21 protein-coding genes are annotated in these 17,365 nt (G+C 75.9%); 7 read left to right on the top strand and 14 right to left on the bottom strand.

Translation table 11 applies throughout. The annotated features are described in order from the left end of the window. Positions 1–4: 4 nt before the first annotated feature. Positions 5–991: a malate dehydrogenase gene (locus KJP73_RS15595; protein WP_213283790.1), complete on the bottom strand. Its 987-nt coding sequence runs from the start codon at positions 989–991 to the stop codon at positions 5–7. A gap of 179 nt (positions 992–1,170) precedes the next feature. On the opposite strand from KJP73_RS15595, the gene KJP73_RS15590 reads away from it, so the two are divergent. The 5 genes from KJP73_RS15590 to KJP73_RS15570 all read left to right on the top strand — a co-directional run bounded on the left by KJP73_RS15590 (position 1,171) and on the right by KJP73_RS15570 (position 4,504). Then, positions 1,171–1,416: a helix-turn-helix domain-containing protein gene (locus tag KJP73_RS15590; RefSeq protein WP_213283789.1), complete on the top strand. Its 246-nt coding sequence runs from the start codon at positions 1,171–1,173 to the stop codon at positions 1,414–1,416. Positions 1,417–1,515: 99 nt separating this feature from the next. After that, positions 1,516–1,716, top strand: coding sequence for a hypothetical protein (locus KJP73_RS15585; RefSeq protein WP_213283788.1), 201 nt, complete (start codon positions 1,516–1,518; stop codon positions 1,714–1,716). Between the two features lie 74 nt (positions 1,717–1,790). Beyond that, complete coding sequence (locus KJP73_RS15580; RefSeq protein ID WP_213283787.1) at positions 1,791–2,672, top strand: helix-turn-helix transcriptional regulator; 882 nt, start codon at positions 1,791–1,793, stop codon at positions 2,670–2,672. Between the two features lie 77 nt (positions 2,673–2,749). Then, positions 2,750–3,283, top strand: coding sequence for a hypothetical protein (locus KJP73_RS15575; RefSeq protein ID WP_213283786.1), 534 nt, complete (start codon positions 2,750–2,752; stop codon positions 3,281–3,283). Between the two features lie 210 nt (positions 3,284–3,493). Continuing rightward, a complete protein-coding gene (locus KJP73_RS15570; RefSeq protein ID WP_213283785.1) occupies positions 3,494–4,504 on the top strand; it encodes a serine hydrolase domain-containing protein in 1,011 nt (336 codons plus the stop codon). Positions 4,505–4,508: 4 nt separating this feature from the next. On the opposite strand, the gene KJP73_RS15565 is transcribed toward KJP73_RS15570, so the two are convergent. Genes KJP73_RS15565 through KJP73_RS15555 form a run of 3 tightly spaced genes read right to left on the bottom strand, consistent with a single transcriptional unit; the run spans position 4,509 to position 6,810 of the window. Continuing rightward, entirely contained in the window at positions 4,509–5,306 is a 798-nt protein-coding gene (locus KJP73_RS15565; RefSeq protein WP_213283784.1) for an ABC transporter permease, read from the bottom strand. After that, positions 5,303–6,103, bottom strand: coding sequence for an ABC transporter ATP-binding protein (locus KJP73_RS15560; RefSeq protein ID WP_213283783.1), 801 nt, complete (start codon positions 6,101–6,103; stop codon positions 5,303–5,305). The genes KJP73_RS15565 and KJP73_RS15560 overlap by 4 nt, the downstream gene beginning before the upstream one ends. Positions 6,104–6,150: 47 nt before the next feature. After that, positions 6,151–6,810, bottom strand: coding sequence for a DUF4097 family beta strand repeat-containing protein (locus tag KJP73_RS15555; protein WP_213283782.1), 660 nt, complete (start codon positions 6,808–6,810; stop codon positions 6,151–6,153). Positions 6,811–7,040: 230 nt separating this feature from the next. Between KJP73_RS15555 and KJP73_RS19730 the strand changes: the two genes are divergently transcribed. Continuing rightward, positions 7,041–7,751 (top strand): GbsR/MarR family transcriptional regulator, encoded by a 711-nt coding sequence (locus tag KJP73_RS19730; protein ID WP_213283781.1) that lies wholly within the window; start codon positions 7,041–7,043, stop codon positions 7,749–7,751. Between the two features lie 14 nt (positions 7,752–7,765). Here the strand turns inward: KJP73_RS19730 and KJP73_RS15545 are convergent, their stop codons facing one another. Both KJP73_RS15545 and KJP73_RS15540 read right to left on the bottom strand, forming a co-directional pair. After that, on the bottom strand, positions 7,766–8,782 hold the full coding sequence (locus KJP73_RS15545; protein ID WP_213283780.1) for a diacylglycerol/lipid kinase family protein: 1,017 nt from the start codon (positions 8,780–8,782) through the stop codon (positions 7,766–7,768). 142 nt (positions 8,783–8,924) lie between these two features. Continuing rightward, complete coding sequence (locus KJP73_RS15540; RefSeq protein WP_213283779.1) at positions 8,925–9,518, bottom strand: YdeI/OmpD-associated family protein; 594 nt, start codon at positions 9,516–9,518, stop codon at positions 8,925–8,927. A 59-nt stretch (positions 9,519–9,577) separates the two neighbouring features. On the opposite strand from KJP73_RS15540, the gene KJP73_RS15535 reads away from it, so the two are divergent. After that, the gene (locus KJP73_RS15535) at positions 9,578–10,162 is read left to right on the top strand and encodes a DapH/DapD/GlmU-related protein (protein WP_213283778.1); all 585 of its coding nucleotides are present in this window, start codon (positions 9,578–9,580) and stop codon (positions 10,160–10,162) included. A 21-nt stretch (positions 10,163–10,183) separates the two neighbouring features. Here KJP73_RS15535 and KJP73_RS15530 read toward each other — a convergent pair whose 3' ends face one another. The 8 genes from KJP73_RS15530 to KJP73_RS15495 all read right to left on the bottom strand — a co-directional run bounded on the left by KJP73_RS15530 (position 10,184) and on the right by KJP73_RS15495 (position 17,363). After that, positions 10,184–10,585: a pyridoxamine 5'-phosphate oxidase family protein gene (locus KJP73_RS15530; RefSeq protein WP_213283777.1), complete on the bottom strand. Its 402-nt coding sequence runs from the start codon at positions 10,583–10,585 to the stop codon at positions 10,184–10,186. Positions 10,586–10,608: 23 nt separating this feature from the next. Further along, positions 10,609–11,175, bottom strand: coding sequence for a dihydrofolate reductase family protein (locus KJP73_RS15525; RefSeq protein ID WP_213283776.1), 567 nt, complete (start codon positions 11,173–11,175; stop codon positions 10,609–10,611). Positions 11,176–11,302: 127 nt separating this feature from the next. Further along, positions 11,303–12,082: an SDR family oxidoreductase gene (locus KJP73_RS15520; protein ID WP_213283775.1), complete on the bottom strand. Its 780-nt coding sequence runs from the start codon at positions 12,080–12,082 to the stop codon at positions 11,303–11,305. A 166-nt stretch (positions 12,083–12,248) separates the two neighbouring features. Further along, positions 12,249–12,785 carry a hypothetical protein gene (locus KJP73_RS15515; RefSeq protein WP_213283774.1) on the bottom strand — a complete coding sequence of 179 codons (537 nt, stop codon included), beginning with the start codon at positions 12,783–12,785 and terminating at the stop codon, positions 12,249–12,251. Between the two features lie 43 nt (positions 12,786–12,828). Further along, complete coding sequence (locus KJP73_RS15510) at positions 12,829–13,713, bottom strand: helix-turn-helix transcriptional regulator (protein ID WP_213283773.1); 885 nt, start codon at positions 13,711–13,713, stop codon at positions 12,829–12,831. Positions 13,714–13,798: 85 nt separating this feature from the next. Further along, positions 13,799–14,590: an SDR family oxidoreductase gene (locus KJP73_RS15505; RefSeq protein WP_213283772.1), complete on the bottom strand. Its 792-nt coding sequence runs from the start codon at positions 14,588–14,590 to the stop codon at positions 13,799–13,801. A gap of 11 nt (positions 14,591–14,601) precedes the next feature. After that, positions 14,602–16,539, bottom strand: a complete 1,938-nt coding sequence (gene nhaA / locus KJP73_RS15500; protein WP_213283771.1) for a Na+/H+ antiporter NhaA — start codon at positions 16,537–16,539, stop codon at positions 14,602–14,604. Next, the gene (locus KJP73_RS15495) at positions 16,536–17,363 is read right to left on the bottom strand and encodes an SDR family oxidoreductase (RefSeq protein WP_213283770.1); all 828 of its coding nucleotides are present in this window, start codon (positions 17,361–17,363) and stop codon (positions 16,536–16,538) included. The genes nhaA and KJP73_RS15495 overlap by 4 nt, the downstream gene beginning before the upstream one ends. Positions 17,364–17,365 lie beyond the last annotated feature (2 nt).

Below are 17,365 nucleotides of genomic sequence, written 5' to 3'. Positions count from 1 at the left end.
CCCGTCACAGGTGCCCGAGCGCCCGGGCCGCGTCCCGCTCGGCGACCAGCTCCGCCACCGACGCGTCGATGCGCGCGCGGGAGAACGCGTCGACGTCCAGGCCCTGCACGATCTGCCACGTCCCGTCGACGGACGTCACGGGGAAGGAGCACACCAGGCCCTCGGGGACGCCGTACGACCCGTCGGACACGAGGCCGGCGGAGCTCCAGTCGCCGTCGGGGACGCCGTACCGGCGCAGGCGGCTGTGCTGGATGATCGCGGTGGCGGTGGACGCGACGGACGAGGCCCCGCGCGCCGCGATGATCGCCCGGCCGCGCTGCGCGACGGTGTCGATGAAGTCGCCCTCCGCCCAGGTGCGGTCGACGACCTCCAGCGCCGGCCGGCCGGCGACCACGGCGTGCCGCAGGTCGGGGTACTGCGTGGGGGAGTGGTTCCCCCAGATGCTCACGCGCGCGACGTCGGCGACGCCGCAGCCTGCCCGCAGCGCCACCTGGGCGACCGCACGGTTGTGGTCCAGCCGGGTCAGGGCCGTGAACCGGTCGCGGGGGACGTCGGGGGCGTGCGCCGCGGCGATCATCGTGTTGGTGTTCGCGGGGTTGCCGACCACGAGCACCCGGATGTCGGAGCCGGCGACGTCGTTCAGCGCCGCGCCCTGCGGCCCGAAGATGCCGGCGTTGGCCTCCAGCAGGTCCGCGCGCTCCATCCCGGCGGTCCGGGGTCGTGCCCCGACGAGGATCGCGACGTCCGCCCCGTCGAACGCCACGCGGGGGTCGGCGGTGACGTCGACGTCGGCCAGCAGCGGCGACGCCGCGTCCTGCAGCTCCAGGGCCACGCCCTCCGCCGCGGCCAGCGCGTGCGGGTGCTCCAGCATCCGGACCCGCACCGGGGTGTCCGGCCCGAACAGCTCCCCGCTCGCGACGCGGAACAGCAGGGCGTAGCCGATCTGGCCGGCGGCCCCCGACAGCGCGAGCGTGACGTGGGGCTTCGTCATCGAGAGTCCTCCAGCGGCGGCGGCGCGTCGGTCGGGCTCATTGAAACCCAGCGCCGCCGGACGCGCGCCCCGGCGCGGGCGCGTGGCGCGTCGGTCGCCGACCCATCCGCGGGGTCCCCGGCTCCGAACGAAGGGCGTGCGGTCCACCGGGGCCCGCGGCAGCCACCTGAGGACGCACCGTGACGACGCTGGATCTGACCCCGCCCGCCCCCTCGACCGCCGCCGAGGGCGGGACGCTGACCGTGCGCGAGCGCGTGGTGCTGGCCGAGCTGGCCGACGACGCGACGCTGGAGCAGGTCGCGCGCCGCCTGTACGTCTCGCGCAACACCGTGAAGTCCCAGGTCCGGTCGATCTACCGCAAGATCGGCGTCTCGACCCGCGCGGACGCCGTCGCCTGGGCGCACGCGTCGGTCCCGCCCGCCTGACCGGTGGTGAGCACCCCTGGACGGGGCCGTCCCCGGCAGGGCAGCCTGTGCGGCACCAGGGACGGCGCCGCGGGGTGCCGCAGGCAGGGGGGCGGCACGATGACCGAGGACGAGCGGACCGAACCGGTCGACGGGACCGACCGGAGGCTGCCGGGTGAGCGCCCCGGCGTGAACGGCAACCCGCTGGGCGCGTCCTTCCGGGACGGCCCCCGGCGGACGCCGGCGTCGGCGGGTGCGCTGCTGACGATCGTCCCGTTCCTCGTCCTGGTCGCCGTCGTGGTCCTCGTCGCCGGCCGCTGAGGTCGCCGGGGCCCGCCGTGCCGGGTCATGGCAGTACCTGTCACCCGTCGCGGGCGGCGCCTACCGTCGGAGGCATGGACAGCAGGAGCGAGGTGCGCGACTTCCTGGCCTCGCGTCGGGCGCGGGTCACCCCCGAGCAGGCGGGGCTCCGGGTGTACGGCGGCCTGCGCCGCGTCCCCGGGCTGCGGCGCGAGGAGGTCGCGATGCTGGCCGGCGTGTCCGTCGACTACTACACGCGGCTGGAGCGCGGGAACCTCGCCGGCGTCTCCGACCAGGTGCTCGACGCGCTGTCGCGGGCCCTGCAGCTCGACGACGCGGAGCGCGAGCACCTGGAGCACCTCGCGCGCGCCGCCGGTCCGGCACGCCACGGCCGCGCCCGTCGCCGCCCGGCGAGCACGGTCCGCCCCGTGGTGCAGCGCATCCTCGACTCGATGCACGGCACGCCGGCGTTCGTCCGCAACGGCCGCCTGGACGTCCTCGGTGCGAACGCGCTGGGGGAGGCGCTGTACTCGGAGCTGTACGCGGACCCGTCGCGACCCGTGAACCACGCGCGGTTCAACTTCCTCAACCCCGCCGCGCGTCGCTTCTGGGGCGACTGGGACCGGGCGGCCTACGACACCGTCGCGATCCTGCGGGCCGAGGCGGGGCGGGACCCGTACGACAGGGACCTGACCGCGCTGGTGGGCGAGCTGTCGACCCGCAGCGAGGAGTTCCGCCGGCTGTGGGCGTCGCACGACGTCAAGCACCACGACACCGGGGTCAAGACGTTCGTGCACCCCGTGGTCGGGCGGCTCGACCTCGCGTTCGAGTCGCTGGACCTGGCAGCCGACAGCGGCCTGACCGTCCTGGCCTACAGCGCCGAGCCGGGGTCGCCCGCCGACGACGGGCTGAAGATGCTCGCCAGCTGGGCGGCGACGCGGCGCACCGAGCAGGCGGCGGTCGACGGCCTCGCCTGAGCCGGTCGTCGAGGCGCCGTCGGACCCCTGACTCGGTTCGCCGGACGGGGCGGGTGCCGTCGTGCGAGGCTGCCGCCGTGGCGACCTTCGACATCGTGGACACCGAGCCGCGCGACGGCCCGGACCGGCGCCCGCGGCGTCGGCGGCGTGGGCGGCTCGCGGCCCTGGCCGTCGGCGTGCCCGTGCTCGTCGTCCTGGTCGGGCTCGGCGTCCGGGCCGCCGGCGGGACCGACGCGGACGTGGACGCGGCGGAGCCGGCGGTGTCCAGCGCCGCGCGGGACCTCGCGGGCTCCGGACCGGAGGGCGGGACGTACTTCGGGGGCGGCGTCCTGGAGGCCGCCGGTGCGATGTCGGGCTCGTCGGGCACGGTCCCGGCCTCCGGCGTCCTGGACCTCACGGTCGTCTGCGTGTCGCTGGGCGGGCGACCCGCGCAGGTGGTCGTGCGCGTGGACGACGAGACCGTCGAGGAGGGCACCGCCGCGTGCGCCGACGCGTCGGGTGCGGCCGTCGAGCCCGCGGTGACGGTGCTGCCGACGGTCCAGGCCGCGAGCGCATGGTCGTTCGAGGTGGTGGCCGGGTCGCGGTCGGCGATCGCCGTCGTCATGCACTGACGCGGACCCCCGGGTGTCCGCGGTGTCTCGGGCTCGGAGTCCCGCACCCTTCTCGCGACCGTGACTGCCGCGTACACGGTGGTCACGGTCCGGGGAAGACACATCCCTGGACCCGCGGCGCCGCGGTGGACACCACGCACGGTGCCGCAACCGCCCCGCGCGGCGGCAATGCGATGGCGTCCGCGGCGCCGGGCTCACTACGGTCGCGGGATGAGCAGCCCCGAGGACCTCGGCCCGACCCTGGACGCCCGCGCCGTCGCGACCGGGTTCAGCGGCGTCGTGCACGTCAGCCGGGGCGAGGAGGTCCTGTTCGCCCGCGCGTACGGCTGGTCGGACCGGGCACGTCGCCTCCCGGCCTCCGTCGAGCACCGGTTCGGGGTCGCGAGCATCGCGAAGGGCTTCACCGGCCTGGCGGCGGCCTCGCTGGTCGACGAGGGCCGGCTGGCCTGGGACGACCCCGTGCGGCCGGTCCTCGGGAGCGACCTGCCGCTCGTGGACGACCGGGTGACCGTCGGGCAGCTGATCAGCCACACGTCCGGCATCGGCGACTACCTGGACGAGGAGGCGGACGGTGACATCACGGACTACGTGCTGACCCTGCCGCCGCACGTCCTGGACGACACCGAGGCGTACCTGCCGATGCTCGACGGGCACCCGCAGGTCTCGGAGCCCGGGACGACGTTCGCCTACAACAACAGCGGGTTCGTCGTCCTGGCGCTCGTCGCGCAGCGGGTGGCCGGCGTCCCGTTCCCCGACCTGGTGGCCGAGCGCGTGCTCACGCCGGCCGGCATGTCCCGCACCGGGTTCCCCCGCACCGACGAGCCGGCCGAGGACCTCGCGGTCCACTACCTGCACGACGAGGGCCCCCGCACCAACGCGCTGCACCTGCCGGTCCGGGGCACCGGTGACGGGGGCCTCGTGACCACCGCCGCCGACCTGGCCGCGTTCTGGCGGGCGCTCACGGCGGGGCGGATCGTGGTGGCGGAGACGGTGGCGTACCTCACCGAGCCGGTCACGCGGCTGGAGGACGGGCGCCGGTACGGGCGGGGGTTCTGGCTCGGCGACGCGTCCACCGACCGCTCCGCCGACGTGGTCCTCGAGGGCTACGACGCCGGCATCTCCGCCCGCACCCGGCACGACCCCCGCACCGGCGTGACCGTCACCGTCCTCGGCAACACCTCGGACGGCGCCTGGCCGGTCATGCGGGCGCCGGGCGCGTGACGCCTCAGACCCGGCGCTCCCGGCGGTACAGCGACCGGGCCCACGCGTAGCCGGCGACCCCGAGCACCAGGCACCACGCCACGGCCTGCACGGCGACCGATCCCTCGAGCCCCTCGCCGCCCGCGAGCAGGCCACGCGTGGTCTCGATGATCGGCGTGAACGGCTGGTGCTCGGCGAACCACCGGACGGCCGACGGCATGGTGTCGACCGGCACGAACCCGCTGCCCAGGAACGGCAGGAGCAGGAGCACCAGCGGCAGGTTGCTCGCGGTCTCGACGCTCTGCGCGTTGAGGCCCATGGCGACGCACAGCCAGTTCAGCGCGAGCCCGAGCAGGACGAACAGCCCGAGCAGCGCGAGCCAGTCGAGCGCGTCGGCCTCGGGCCGGTAGCCGATGGCGAGGGCGGCGCCCAGCACGAGCACCAGCGCGGCCAGAGCCTGCAGCAGGAAGCCGATCACCTGACCGGAGAGCACGGACCCGGGAGCGATGGCCATGGTCCTGAACCGCGCCATGATCCCGCCGGCGGCGTCCATGGCGGCGCTGGTGGCCACCGACGTCGCGCCGCCGACCACCGTGATCACCAGCAGAGTGGGCGTGATGTAGTCGAGGTAGGCAGCGCGGCCCTCGGCCCCGGGCGTGACGCCGGCGGCCACGCCCGCACCGAACGCGCCGCCGAACACGAAGACGAACAGCAGCAGCATCACGAGGGGCCCGACGACGAGGAACACCGTCAGCCCCGGGTAGCGCACGGCCCGCAGCAGGCTGCGGCGCACCATGGTGACGACGTCGGCGACGGTCGTCATCGGATGTTCTCCTTCTCGGTCGTGGGGTCGGTGCCGGCCTCGGCGGGCGGCTCGGTGAGCGCGAGGAACACGTCGTCGAGCGAGCCCGCGGCGTGCACCTGCTTGAGCTCGGCGGGCGTGCCCTGCGCGACGATGCGGCCGCCGGTCAGCACGGCCACGGAGTCGGCGAGCTGGTCGGCCTCCTCCAGGTACTGCGTGGTGAGCAGGATGGTGGTGCCCCCGGCGACGAGCGCCCGCACCTCGTCCCAGAGGGTGCGGCGGCTCCGGGGGTCGAGACCGGTGGTCGGCTCGTCGAGGAACACGACGGACGGCGCACCGACGAGCGTCATCGCCAGGTCGAGCTTGCGCCGCATCCCACCGGAGTAGGTCGCGACGGGCTTGCCCGCCGCCTCCGTCAGGCCGAAGCGCTCGAGCAGCTCGGCCGTCCGCCGGCGCCCGGCGGCCCGACCGAGGTGGTGCAGGTCGGCCATGAGGCGCAGGTTCTCGGCGCCGGTGAGCAGGTCGTCGACGGCGGTGATCTGACCGGTGACGCCGATGGCGGCGCGGACGGCGTCCGGCTCCCGGACGACGTCGTGACCGGCCACCCGGGCTGTCCCGGCGTCGGCACGCAGGAGGGTGGTGAGGACGCCGACGGCGGTGGTCTTGCCGGCGCCGTTCGGGCCCAGCAGGGCGGTGACGGTACCGGCGGGGACGACCAGGTCGAGCCCGTCGAGGACGAGCTGCTCCCCGGACCTCGACCGGTAGGACTTGCGCAGACCGGTGACCTCGACGGCGGGTCCACGGGCGGTGACGGACATGGGTGCTCCTTGGGTGCGGGGGACGGGCGGACCGACCGGTGCGCGGCTCAGAGGCTGCGCGCGGTGATGTCGCCCTGGCTGGTGGTGGCGCGGATGTCGAGCACGGGGGTGCCGTCGTTCCGCAGGGCGTTGCTGATGCGGCCGAGGCCGGTGCCGGCGTCCAGGGCGGCGGGGACCCCCGCGGAGGCGCCCACCGTGATGTCGCCCTGCTGCGTCCGCAGCTCGAGCGTGCCGCCCAGGGCCTCGGCGACCCGGATGTCGCCCTGCGTGGTGCTGACCTCGCCGGGGCCGGTGAGGCGGCCGACGACGACGTCACCGGCGGCTGCGGAGAGCCGGACGGTGGCGGCCTCGTCCAGCCGGATCCCGTCGGACGACCCCTGGACGGTGACGTCACCGAGCCGCCCGACGCCGTCCGTCCCGGCGCTGCCCAGGACCTCGGCCGCGGAGCCGGCGGGCAGGTGGATCGTCACGTCGAGGGTCCCGGACGGGCCGAAGACCTCGGTGCGGGCGGCCGTGGCGACGCGCAGGACGCCGTCGCGGAACTCGACGGTGGTGCGCTCCGCGGCCTTGACGTCCCGGCCCCGGGCGGCGTCGCCGGGCCGGACCTCGACGGTGGTGTCGGCCCGGTCCGCGGCGACGAGCCGGACCCGGCCGGCGGGGACGTCGACCACCGCGGAGATCGGGTGGGGGGTGGGGAAGGTCTGCATCGGGCTCAGCTCCTCGGAGACGTGGTTCGCGGCGTTTCGGACAAGCGAAACGCTACGGAGCGTTTCGCGCCGAGGCAACGACGTTGTTGCACTGGATCGACAACAACGCAGGTCAGCGGGCATGAATCGTTGCGCTGTGCTCAGCGACAACGCAACAGCGCCGCCACTACCCCGTTGCATCCGGGTGCGGAGAACGCTACTGTGGGCGTCCCGACGACAGGAGGGGCACCGTGCCCGGAGGCAGGCTCACGAAGCAGGAACGTCAGCAGATCGCCCTGGGTCTGGCCGACGACGTGGCGTACGCGGAGATCGCGCGCCGCCTGGGCCGGCCCACGTCCACCGTGACGCGGGAGGTGACGCGCAACGGCGGCCCCGGCGCCTACCGCGCCGACCTCGCCCACCGCGCGACCGAGCGCCGCGCCCACCGCCGGGGCGCCACGGTGCCGCCCCGGTCGCACGCCCCCGCGCCCGAGGTCGAGGCCCTGCGCGAGTACGAGGAGACGTTCACGACGCTGATGATGCAGTCGGGCATGCCGCGCACGGCCGCCGGGGTGCTGACCTGCCTCTACACGACCAACGCGGGCAGCCTCACCGCCGCGGAGCTGTCCCGGCGCCTGGGGGTCAGCCCGTCGTCCATCTCCAAGGCGATCGCGGTGCTCGAGGTGCACGGCCTCGTCGCCCGCGAGAAGGGGGAGGGGCGGCGGGAGCGCTACGTCGCGGACGGCGACGTCTGGTACCAGTCGATGATCGCCACCGTCCGGAACAACGCCGAGCTCGCCGAGACGGCCCGGCAGGGCGTGCAGCTGCTGGGCCGGGACACGCCCGCCGGCGACCGGCTCGAGAACATGGCCCGGTTCATGGACTTCGTCAGCGCGAGCATCCTGCGCGCCGCGGAGGAGGCCCGGGACATCCTGCTCGGCGGCGCCCCGCGCCCGTCCTGACGCCGCCGGGCGCGTCAGGTCAGGCGGCCGGAGCCCTCCGCCAGGTCGGGGCTGCGCTCCGGCTGGGGCACGCAGAGCTCGAGCGCCGCCGGCCGGACCGTCACCGTCAGCGAACGACCGGGGTCGATGACGTCGCCGTCGAGCTGGCGCGCCTCCTCCCGGGTGCTGACGACCCGGATGTGGCTGGCGCGCAGCACGTCCATGTGGGCGATGTCCCGACGGCGCAGCAGCACCGTCCAGGACGTCTGCACCCAGTGCCGCAGCGAGCGGGGCGCGAGGACGGCGACGTCCATCTGGCCGTTGTCCGGCTCGGCGTCGGCGAGCAGCCGGACCCCGCCCTGCAGGCGGCCGACGTTGCCGATGAGGATCGAGCGCGCGCGGCGGCGCAGCGGCGGACGGTCGTCCAGGTACACCTCGACGTGCATCCGGCGGTCCCGCAGGTGGCGCAGCGCCGAGAGGACGTACGCGATCGGGCCGACCTTCGCCTTGAGGGTCGTCGAGGCGTCGTCCAGCAGCGCCGCGTCGAAGCCCATGCCCGCCATGACGACGAACGCCCGGCCGTCGACCTCGCCGACGTCGATGCGGCGGCGCCCCATCTCGGTCGCGAGGCGCACCGCGGCGCCCGCGTCGTCGGGGACCCCGAGGTTCGCGGCGAGCAGGTTGCCCGTGCCGGCGGGCAGCACGGCGAGGGCGGCGTCGGTGCCGGCGAGGCCCTCGACGCACGACCGGACCGTCCCGTCGCCGCCGCAGACGAACACGACCTGCGCCCCGTCCTCGACGGCCTGCCGCGCCTGACCGGCGCCGGGGTCGTCCTGGGTGGTCTCGACCCACTCCGGCAGCGGCCAGCCGGCGGCCGTGAGCGCCGCCTCGACGGCCGCCCGCCGGTCGTCCAGGTCGGTGACGCGTACCGGGTTGTACACGACGACCGAGCGCAGCGGCCCGGCGTCCTGCGTCGTGACGGTCGGCTCCGGCTCCGGCGCACGGGCCCCGGCGGGCGGTCCGGCGGGACCCACGGCGCTCGTCGATGTCATCGGTGCTCCTCCAGGTGCGGTGGTGTCGCCCCGCGCAGGGGGGACGGTGGCGGGCGTCGGCCCGCAGCTCGGTGCAGTGGACCACGGCGACGGCTTCGTGGCGCGTCGAGAGCGGCCCCACGGACCGGGTCACCCCGACGGGTCAGGGCTCCTGCGGCCCGCCGAGCCGGTCGACCGCGCGCTCCAGCCGCCGCCGGCGGGTCTCCGGCGTCGCCGCGGTCATCAGCGGGTGCAGGACGGAGTACCGCTCCTGGCGGCTCAGGGCCTCGAACCGCGCGAGGGCGTCCGGGGCGGCGGCCAGCGCGCGCAGCAGGTCGTCGGGCACCTCCGCCGCGGCGGAGCCGGCGTACGCGCGGTCCCAGCGGCCGTCGGTGCGGGCCCGCTCGACCTCCGCGGCTCCGCGCGGGCGCATGCGGCCGGACGCGACGAGCCGCGCGACGTGCTCGATGTTGCGCTGCGACCACAGCGACCGTGCCCGGCGCGGGGTGAACCGCTGGAGGAACGTGGCGTCGTCGTGGCCGCGCTTCTGCCCGTCGATCCACCCGCTGCACAGCGCCTCGTCGAGCGCCTCGGCGTAGGTCAGCGACGTCGGGGACGTCGTGCCCTTCTTGGCCAGGACGAGCCACACCCCGTCGGGGTCGTCCTCGTGCGCGTCGAGCCACGCGCGCCAGGCCGACACGTCGGGGACGGTGAGCGTGGCCGGCGGGGGAGCGGGGGCGCGGTCGGGGTCCGGCATGACGCGGATCGTACGGGGCGCTGCGCTCGCCGTGGCGGGTCCGGTGCCAGGATCGGGGCATGGAGCTGAGCGACTTCCTGGACCACGTCAACCGCGGCGCCCTGATCGAGGGCGGGTCGCCGGCGCACGCGTTCATGCACGGCGCGGCCCAGGAGGCGCTGCGGGTGGTCGCCGAGCTCAACACCGGGTACCGGACGCCGGAGGAGGTGCGGGCGCTGCTCAGCCGCCTGACCGGGACCGACGTCGACGAGTCGGTGACCGTGTTCCCGCCGTTCTACAGCGAGTTCGGCAAGAACCTGCGGCTCGGCCGGGGCGTCTTCATCAACCAGGGCTGCCGGTTCCAGGACACCGGCGGCATCAGCATCGGCGAGGGCACGCTCATCGGGCACGGGAGCACCCTGACCACGCTGAACCACGCCGTCGACCCCGCCCGTCGCGCGGACATGGTGCCCGCACCGGTGGTGATCGGCCGCCAGGTGTGGCTCGGCGCGTCCGTGACGGTCGTACCCGGTGTGACCATCGGGGACGGCGCGATCGTCGGCGCGGGTGCGGTCGTCACCCGGGACGTGCCGGCGAACGCGATCGTCGCCGGCGTGCCCGCCCGGCTCGTCCGGATGACGGGGTTCGAGGCCGCGGGCGGGTAGTACGCCCCGGGTCGGGCGTGCTCAAGCCAGGTGCGACGACGACATCGCCCGGTCCGCGGCGACGCGGAGCACCACGCGCTCCGGGTCGTACTCACGCGGCCGGTAGCGCTCGCCGTACCGGCGCAGGGCGTCGGCGATCTCGACGGGGTCCTCGACCACCTCGATCGTGCCCTCCAGCGTCAGCCAGCGGCGGCCGTCGACCTGGCACAGCGCCGCCCGCCCCAGGGGCTCGCCCGGGGCGCGCCGCGCGTTCGCGACCTTGGCGGTGTGCCGGCGCGTCGTGATCCGGGCGACGCCCGCGTCGGCGTCCCAGGTGAAGGCGACGGGCACGACGTGGGGGGTCCCGTCGGGCCGGAGCGTGGTGAGGGTGGCCAGGTGGCGGTCGGTGACGAACGCGAGCCGGACGGGGGAGAGGTGCAGCACGTGCGGAGCGTACGTCGGCCGGCTCAGTCGCGTCGGACGGCGTAGCGGAGCCAGAGCGTGCCGTTCTCGAACTGCCGCTGCTCCAGCAGCTCGAGGTCCAGCCGGAGGTCCTCGGGCCAGAACCGCAGACCGCCGCCGACGGACACCGGCGCGACGTACGGCTGCACCTCGTCGACGATCCCTGCCCGCAGCGCCTGCGCGGCGAGCGTCGGGCCGTCGACGGACGCGTCGTGGTCCAGCGCCGCCACCGAGGCGCGCACGGCCTCGGGGTCGAACGTCCGCTCGAGCGTGGTCCGGGCGGTGGTCGGCGCGGCCAGCGTCGTGGAGTAGACGACCTTGGACGCGGCCTGCCAGACACCGGCGTAGGTGCGGACGAACTCGGGGGCGTCCGGCTGGTCGAGCGCCGTCTCCCAGTACGACATCGTCTCGTACATCCGGCGGCCGTACAGGTACGTGCCGATGGACCGCGTCTGCTCGGACACGAAGTCGTGCAGCCTCGGGTCGAGGGCACCGCCCCAGTCGCTGCTGCCGGACGTGTCCGACGCGTAGCCGTCGAGGGAGGTGAACATCGAGTAGATCAGGCGCCCCATCGCCCCACCGTAGGGAACGGGGCCGCCGCGGTCGACGGGCGGCGGCCTGCTGGTTGGTCCGGGCGGCACGACGCCCCCGCCGCGGTCCGGCGGGGGCGTCGTCGTGCGCGCGGTCGGCGGCGGGTCGTCACACCGCCTGGGCGGTCGGCAGGATCGTGATCTCGGTGAGGTTCACGTGCCGCGGGACGGCGGCGACGAACGCCACGGTCTCCGCGACGTCGGCGGGCTGCAGGCAGTCGATCTCCCGCAGCAGGTCCGCCATGAGGCGGCTCGCGTCGGGGTCCGTGACGTGGTCGGGGAGCTCCGTGTCGACCATGCCCGGCTCCACCGTGGCGACGCGGACGCCCTTGCGGCCGAGCTCCGTGCGCAGCAGCCGCGTCAGGTGGCTCACGTACGCCTTGGTGCCGGAGTACACGGAGAACTTCTCGAGCACGCGGGTGGCCGCGATCGAGGACGTGGTGATGAGGTCGGCGGGGCGGCCCTCGGCCGCGGCGGCCTCCAGCGACCGGACGAACGCCTCGACGGTGTACATCACGCCCTTGATGTTCAGGTCGATCTGGGCCTCCCAGTCGGCCACCTCGAGCGCGTCGATCTCCGAGATCAGCTGCACGCCCGCGTTCGCGAACACCAGGTCGACGTGCCCCCACTCGCGACGGATCGCCTCGGCGGCGGCGGAGACCTCCTCGCGGGAGGTGACGTCGGTCGGCAGGACGAGGACGGTGCCGCCGGCGGCGGTGATCCGCTCGGCCAGGGCGTCGAGGCGGTCCTTGCGCCGGGCGAGCACCGCGACCCGGGCGCCGAGCGCGGCAAGCCGCTCGGCGGTGGCCTCGCCGATGCCGCTGGAGGCTCCCGTGACGACGGCGGTGCGACCGGCCAGGGCGGCGTCGGTCAGGACGATGGTGGACATGGGCGGGTTCCTCTCGTCGAGCTGGTCCGGACGGGGCGGGTGGCCCCGCCGGGGTCGGTGCGTCGCGACCTGCCGTCGAGCCTGGCCGGGCGGTGCCCGGCGAACCAGGCAGCGTCGCGGCCAGGCTCTCGAGTTGCGGCAGCGCCCTGGCCCCCCGTCCGGGCTCTCACAGCAGGTCGAGCAGCGCCAGGGACTCCGCGTCCCGGTCCCCGCGATCGCCGGGGCGCGGCACGAGGCGCTCGCACCACGTCCCGTCGGGCTGCCGGACGGTCACGCGGTCGAGCCGCAGCACGCCCAGCGCGGGGTGGCGCACCTCGTAGGGCGTCCGCGGCCGGTGCGCGACGGCGAGTCCCGACCAGAGGGCGCGGAACCGTTCGCTCCGGGCGGCGAGCCCCACGGCTGACGGCGGCACCGGTCCGTCGCCTCGAGCGCCGGGCGTGCCGGACGCGCCGGGCGTGCCGGGTGCGTCGGGCCCGCCGGACGTGGCGCGCGCCCGGAGCTGCGCGACCACGGCGACCTGGACCTGGGCGAGGTCCAGGTAGAACCACGCCGCCGACGGGTGCGTGAACACGGCGCTCGCCAGGTCGGTCACGACGCCGAGCGGCGCGTGCAGCGCGCGCCAGCGGTGCGTGGCGCGCACGACGCCGAGGGCGTCGCCGAGGATCGCGGCGACGTCGCCGGCCCCGGGGTCGTCGAGGTGCACGCCTCGACGCTAGGCCGGGGCGGCGGGCGCGAACCTGGCCGCGCTACTGCTCCCCAGCGCCCTCCAGCGCGGCGGGCAGCGGATCAGCGGGCGCCGGCTCGGCGGTCACCGGCTCGGCCAGGGCCAGCTCCAGCGCCCGGAGCCGCTGCCCGTCCACCGTGGCGGGCTCGGCGCGGTAGACGACCAGCTGGTGCCCCGGCATCCCGGCCACCTCCAGCGCGTCGAAGTCCACGGTGAGGGTGCCGACCTCGGGGTGGTGCAGCTGCTTGGAGTCGTGGGTCTTGGGCGTGACCTCGTGCGCCGTCCACAGCCGGGCGAACTCGGGGCTGCCGTCGTGCAGGCGCTGGACGAGCCGCTCGCGGCGCCGCGCGCCCACGTGGATGTCCGAGGTGGCCCGCAGGTTCGCCACGCAGCTCGTCGCGGCGCGGTCCCAGTCGGTGTAGAACGTCCGCCCGGCCGGGTCGAGGAACACCATCTCGACCAGGTTCGACGTCGCCGCGAACGGGGAGAACAGCCGTTCGGCCAGCGGGTTGATCGCCAGGATGTCGAGGACCGGATCGAGCACGAAGCACGCGGCCCCGGGCCAGGAGCCCATCAGCCGCACGAGCGCGGGGTCGACGGGGGGCGGCGCGTCCGGCAGGGGCGGCACCCACAGGAGCTGGGCGAGCGCGTACGCGTGCCGGTGGTCGGCGGCGTCCATGCCCAGCACGTGCGCGAGCGCGTCGACCACCTGGGCGGACGGCCGGGTCTCACGCCCCTGCTCCAGGCGCGTGTAGTAGTCGACGCTCACGCCGGCCAGCTGGGCGACCTCGTCGCGGCGCAGACCGGGCACGCGCCGCGCGCCGTAGGACCGCAGCCCGACGTCCGCCACGGACGTGGCGGCCCGCCGCGCACGCAGGAAGCTGCCCAGCTCGTTCCCCTTCGCCATGCGGTGAAACTAGCCGCGGGTCCCGCCCGCGGCAAGGCTCGGCGTCCGCCGGCGCGCCGGTGACCTGCGACGACACCCGCCCGCGTCACACCTGGCGCGTCGGCATCACGACGATCTCCGCGACGTTCACGTGCGCGGGCATCGACGCGGCGAACAGCACGGAGTGCGCCACGTCCTCCGGGGTGAGCGGCCGCTCCACGGCGCGCAGCCGGCGGAGCCGCTCCTGGGCGACCTCGTCGTCGATCTCCGACCCGAGGGCGGTCAGCGTCGTGCCGGGCTCGACGTGCCGGACGCGCACCCCGCGGCCGGACAGCTCCGCTCGCAGGGTTCGGGCGAGGTGCGCGCGGGCGGCGGCCGTCGCGGCGTAGACGCTGAACTCCGGGAGCAGCAGGTGCGACGCCACCGAGCCGATGAGCACCAGGTCGGTGGCCAGCTCCTCGTCCGCCGCCCGGAGCAGGTCGTCGACGAAGACCCGTGCGGTGTTGACCGAGCCCACGAGGTTCACGTCGACCATCTGCGCCCACTGCGCCTCGGAGGCGCGCTCGAACGGGGCGCCGAACATCACGCCCGCGTTGGCGACGACGAGGTCGACGCGCCCCCAGGCCCGGTGCACGGTGTCGCGGGCGCGGTGCAGCGCCTGGACGTCGGTCACGTCCGCGACGATGCCCAGGGCGTCCGCGCCGGGGGCGGTGGTGGCCGTCCGGTCGGCCCGGAGCACGGACTCGCGGGTGTCGATCGACGCGACGCGGGCACCGGCGCGCTGCAGCGACCGGGCGATGGCCTGGCCGATGCCGCCGGCCGCGCCGGTCACGACAGCGGTCCGGCCGCGCAGCGGGAAGGGGTCGTCCTCCAGGCGGGCGTTCTGCACCAGCGACACGGTGGTCCTCCTCAGGTCCGGGCGAGATCGGGGTCGGGGTCGGGGTGCGGCTCGGCGGCAGGGCCGGCCGCGGGGTCCGCCGCGGGGTGCGCGGCGGGGTCCGCGGTGGGGTCGGTCGTGGGGGAGGCGGCGCCGGCCAGCAGCGCCGCCCGCAGCTCGTCGACGTCGACCGGGCCGTCGTAGCGCCGGTCGTCCACGAAGAACGCCGGCGGGCCCGGCAGGCGCATCGTCGCCGCGTCCGCGACGTCCTCCGTGACGCGGGCCAGGTGGGTGCCGCGCCGCAGGGCGTCGTCGAGGCGGTCCAGGTTCAGGCCGGCCTCGGCGCCGCACCGTCGCACCTCGCGCGAGGTGAGCCGTCCCGTGCGCGCGGCGAGCGCGTCGTGCATCGGCCAGAACCGGCCCTGCGCCGCTGCCTCCTCCGCGGCCTGCGCTGCCTCGAGCGCGATCGGGTCGTCGGTGGGCAGGTGCCGGAACGTGAACACCAGCCGGTCGCCGAGCTCGGACCGCAGCTCCTCGACGGTCTCCACCGCACGGCCCGCGTCCGGGAACGCGAACGAGGCGTAGACCGCGAGCCGGGTGGGCGCGCGGGGATCGCCACGCAGGTGGTCCCGGGCGGGGTCGACCGGCCGGATCAGCGGGTCGGGTGCGGTGTGCCGGTGCCGGTCCGTCCTCGCGGCCAGCGCGAACGCCCCCGTGGCGAGCAGCGCGGCGAGCACCGAGGCGGCGAGCACCCCGATCCGCGCGTCGGCCCGGAGCACCGGGTCGGTCAGCGCCAGGTCGACGATGAACAGCGAGATCGTGAAGCCCATCCCGGAGACGAGCCCGCCCGCCACGAGATGGCGCGTGTGCAGACCTGGGGCGAGCCGGCCGAGCCGCAGCGCGACGGCCGCGTGGGTGCCGAGGGTGATGCCGAGCAGCTTCCCGCCCACGAGGCCCACCACGACGGCCCAGGTGACGGGGGAGACGGCCGCGGAGCGCAGGGTCGGCCCGTCCAGCGCGACGCCGGCGTTCGCCAGGGCGAACACGGGCACCACGACGAGGTTCACGTAGGGCGCGTACAGGGTGTGCAGCCGCTCGTTCACCGACACGGCGCGCGCGATCCGCAGGGCGGCGTCGCGCCCTCGTCGCGGGTTCGGCGCCCGGGAGAACCGCACCGCGGCGTCCATCGCGGCCTCGACCTTCTCCCGCCGCGGCGGGTAGACGGGCATCGCCAGGCCGATCGCGACGCCCGCGATGGTCGCGTGCACGCCGGACTCCAGCACGGCGACCCAGGTGACGGCGGCCAGCACCAGGTACACCAGCCCGCGCCACACCCGCAGGTGCCGCAGCCCGGCGATGGCGAGGGTGGCCGCGCCGGCGACGGCGAGCGGGCCGAGCCGCAGCTCGTCGGTGTAGGCCAGCGCGACCACCGCGAGCGCGCCGACGTCGTCGACGACGGCGAGGGTCAGCAGGAACAGCCGCAGGGCGGCCGGGGCGCGGCGGCCGACGACGGCCAGCAGCCCCAGCGCGAACGCCGTGTCCGTCGAGATGACGACGCCCCACGCGGAGACGGCCTCGCGCGGCGCGTCCGCCCAGGTGAGCAGCGCGACGTACAGGCCGGCGGGGAGCAGCAGCCCGGTGACGGCCGCGATGACCGGGACCCGGGCGCGCCGCCGGTCGCGCAGCTCTCCCACGGCGAGCTCCCGCCGGGCCTCCAGGCTGACCAGGAAGAAGAACAGCGCCATCAGCGCGTCGTTGACCCAGTGCCGCAGGTCCAGGGACACCCCGGCGCCGCCGACGGTCACCGCCGCCGGCGTGTGCCAGAAGTCCTCGTACGTCGAGCCGGGCAGGTTCGCCCAGACCAGCGCGGCGGCGGTGGCGGCGAGCAGGATCGCGGCGGCGGCGGCGGCGGCGGGGGAGGTGCGGAGCCGCGCGGGGACCGCACCCTCGCGGGTTCCCGCGCCGGTCACCGCAGGCTCCAACGCCGGTGCGCGGGCTCGGGCGTGCCCTGCACCGTGGGCAGCGCCGCGTCCTGCCGGGTGGGCAGGACCACCATGTCGGTGACCGTCACGTGCGGCGGCTGGTCCAGCCCGAACAGGACCGCCCTGGCCACGGCCGTGGGGTCGACCGGGGGGACGTCGCGGTGCAGGGCGCTCCACTCCCTGCGCGCCGCACGGTCGCTCATCGCCGACCCGAGCCGGGTTCCCGTGACCCCGGGCTGCACCTGGTGCACGCGGATCCCCTGGACGCCGAGCTCGGCGCGCAGCGTCCGGGCGAGCTGGCCGACGGCCGCCTCGACCGCCGAGTACACCGCGAACCGGGGGAAGCCCGCGGTGCCGGCGATGGCGCCCACCACGACCAGGTCGCTGCGCCCCTCGGCGGCCGCGAGCGCGAGGTCACGCACGAAGGTCTGCGCGGTCTGGAGCATCCCGGTGAGGTTGGAGTCGATCATGTCCGCCCACTCGCCCGGCACGCCCGCGGCGAACGCGCCGCCCGCCATGGTCCCGGCCCCGGCCACGACCGCGTCGACGGGCCCGGGCAGCCGCTCCGCGAGTTCGTCGCGGGCCTCGCGGAGCGCGAACCCGTCCGCGACGTCGACCTCCGCGGTCGCCACCCGCTCTCCGGCGTGGGCCAGCTCGTCGGCCACCTCCCGAAGGGCGCGGCGGTCGCGGTCGACCAGGCCCACCGCGTCGCCCCGCTCGACGAGCAGGCGGGCGCAGGCCCGGCCGATGCCGCTGCCGGCGCCGGTGACCACGACCGTCCTCGTGGGGAGCGGGGTGCCCGTGCGGTCCATGG

The organism is Cellulomonas hominis, from assembly GCF_901521055.1.
Taxonomy (GTDB): Bacteria; Actinomycetota; Actinomycetes; order Actinomycetales; family Cellulomonadaceae; genus Cellulomonas; species Cellulomonas endometrii.
Note: the sequence above shows the minus strand (reverse complement) of the source record. Positions and strands in the feature narration are given on the sequence as shown.